5 protein-coding genes are annotated in these 2,190 nt (G+C 38.2%); all 5 read left to right on the top strand.

The annotated features are described in order from the left end of the window. Positions 1-235 (top strand): hypothetical protein (locus tag L656_RS1000000123315; RefSeq protein ID WP_206741301.1); only part of this gene is annotated, 235 nt, incomplete at its 5' end. After that, positions 189-563: a hypothetical protein gene (locus tag L656_RS0101175; RefSeq protein WP_024597876.1), complete on the top strand. Its 375-nt coding sequence runs from the start codon at positions 189-191 to the stop codon at positions 561-563. The genes L656_RS1000000123315 and L656_RS0101175, both read left to right, overlap by 47 nt. 110 nt (positions 564-673) lie before the next feature. Then, positions 674-1,021, top strand: coding sequence for a hypothetical protein (locus tag L656_RS0101180; RefSeq protein WP_024597877.1), 348 nt, complete (start codon positions 674-676; stop codon positions 1,019-1,021). Between the two features lie 151 nt (positions 1,022-1,172). Next, entirely contained in the window at positions 1,173-1,781 is a 609-nt protein-coding gene (locus L656_RS0101185; RefSeq protein ID WP_024597878.1) for a hypothetical protein, read from the top strand. A 144-nt stretch (positions 1,782-1,925) separates the two neighbouring features. Then, positions 1,926-2,129, top strand: coding sequence for an Imm32 family immunity protein (locus L656_RS1000000123680; RefSeq protein WP_446727525.1), 204 nt, complete (start codon positions 1,926-1,928; stop codon positions 2,127-2,129). Positions 2,130-2,190 lie beyond the last annotated feature (61 nt).

Raw genomic sequence — 2,190 nt, forward strand, 5'->3', positions numbered from 1 at the left:
AGCCAAAGCTTGGGCCTCACATTACCCGAACTTGGTTAAAGTATTAATTAATTTATGGGTTTATTATCCATACAAGAAATTAAACAAGGACAAAAAACAGTTGGCTTTTTGTTCACTACGTTCACCTATTTTAGCCAACCATTTTTTGCCTGTTAATTGGGCGTTATGTTTACAAGAAGGTGTCACTGATGGTTATAAAATTAAATGGAGTTACTTCCGTTGGAAATGGTGGTGATGGTATTAGAATAGAGGGAGATGTTGAGCTTGAAGGTAATAATATTCACACTGCTAATAATGGTGGGCAAGGGATAAATATTATTAAGCATGCTGGCCTAATGAAACAATTTGGGTTGCCTACTGATACTGATCCCAAAGAACTTGCAGAATTACTTATTGCAGTTCGTAATGCTCCAAATGAAGAGAAACAAAAGGTAATTGAGAATAATAGCCTTTGGGGTAAATTCTCTGTAGGTGCTTTAAATAGCACAACATTAATTTCAAATTTAATTAATATTGCAAGCAATCCTCAAACAATGCAAGTTGTTGCTTCCTTGTTAAAGTAAACATAACAAGTTGCTTAAACGGAATAAAAACAGTTGGCCATCGCTTCGCGATTATAGCCAACCATTTTTATCCGCTTAGCAAGGCGTTATAAGCCAAAGGAAGTTCGGTGATGAAATCGATAATTGGAAAACTTGATGTGTTAAGCGTGTTTGCAGCGTGGACACTTTTAATAGTTTTCTTTGTATCTCTGGCTTATGGGAAAATGTTTTCTGAACCTAACGCAAGTGCTAGTCATTTAGTTTATTTGTTTGGGGCATTCTTTTGCACAGTTTTAATTCATATTGTTTTGGCATTTTTTAACCGTTGCCCACATTGCGATAAATGTTTAACTGTTCAAGGTTTTAAAAAGCCTCATCCAGCATCAAGTGGTAGCTGGGATAAAGTTGTTTGGCGCTGGTTTTCTGGTTCAATTGTTTGTATCCATTGCGGGCAAAGAGTGGCAACTAATGGCTTATAACAAGTTGCTCAAGTTCGTTCGTAAACTCACTGGGACAATTAACAGTTGGCTTGGCGCTTCGCGCAAGTTTAGCCAACAGTCAATTGCCCCTTAGCAAAGCGTTAGGTGCATGGCGCGGAGATGGAATGCCTCTCTATAGTGAATATTGCAAATGAACGTATTTATTGAAAGACTATTTGATATTATCGCCATCGATATTGTGCACTTAAGCTCATATTTATCTTCAAGCCAGCAGCAATACTTAGATGAAAATCTAAAATCTATAAATGACCTGGATAGCGATTTATATACAGATGAAGAGGGTGAAAATCTAGAGGTACTCCTTCATTTTTTAACTTGTCATAAAAATGAGATAATCCAGCTTTGGAATAATCGGTCTAGCAAAGACATACTGGTTTCTCTATATACATCCAGCATCATATCTGGCAGCTATGATTGCTTTCATTTTGATTTGTCCAAATTCAATGCAACCTATAATCCAGTAGGCCAGAAGTTAACTTTGTATCGAGTCGGTAGATCGGGTGAAAACACAGCGAGTTTAGGAAATTCGTGGTCTAAGACTCATAATGGCATAAAAAACTATGTTCAGTCCTCGACAATTGACGGGTTAAACCGACCTTTTTTTGAAGCCGAAGTATCTGACTCAGAAGTATTGTGTGAAGGTAATCCTCAAGAAGATGAGTTGATATTAAAGAGAGGTTTTTCACCTGAAAAGTGCAGACAGCTCGTTGAAAATGAACAATATGATATTTTACAGTAGACTCATCATTGCACCTAACAAATCAATCAACTTCGCGCCTTCGGCGCCGGACGCAGCAAAGCTGCGCCGGTTATTGAAGCGTTATATGCCAAAAGGATACGGATGTTAACTATAGAAAAAGATGAAAAAGCCGAATAGATTTTCATCCATGCCTCACCAGAAAAGCTTCGTTGGTTAGCATCCAGATTAGAGGCTATAGCAACTCAAGCCGAAAAGTCAGGGAACGCACACGACCATCTAATGACTGAAGATTGGGGAGGTCACGAATTAACTAATGAGTTAATCGGTAGCCCAGAGTCACGAGAACTAATTAACCATCTCATTATTTATGGTCACAGGACAGAGTAAATTGGCATATAACAAGTCGATAAAGAAAAGGACATAAAATCATTGGCTTGGCGCTCGTCCC

The sequence above is a fragment of the Pseudoalteromonas sp. TAE56 genome, from assembly GCF_000497955.1.
GTDB lineage: Bacteria > Pseudomonadota > Gammaproteobacteria > Enterobacterales > Alteromonadaceae > Pseudoalteromonas.

What these genes read in the sequence shown, in the direction of transcription:
- L656_RS0101175 (WP_024597876.1), top strand. Translation starts at nt 189, where the DNA reads ATGGTTATAAAATTAAATGGAGTTACTTCCGTTGGAAATGGTGGTGAT.
- L656_RS0101180 (WP_024597877.1), top strand. Translation starts at nt 674, where the DNA reads ATGAAATCGATAATTGGAAAACTTGATGTGTTAAGCGTGTTTGCAGCG.
- L656_RS0101185 (WP_024597878.1), top strand. Translation starts at nt 1,173, where the DNA reads ATGAACGTATTTATTGAAAGACTATTTGATATTATCGCCATCGATATT.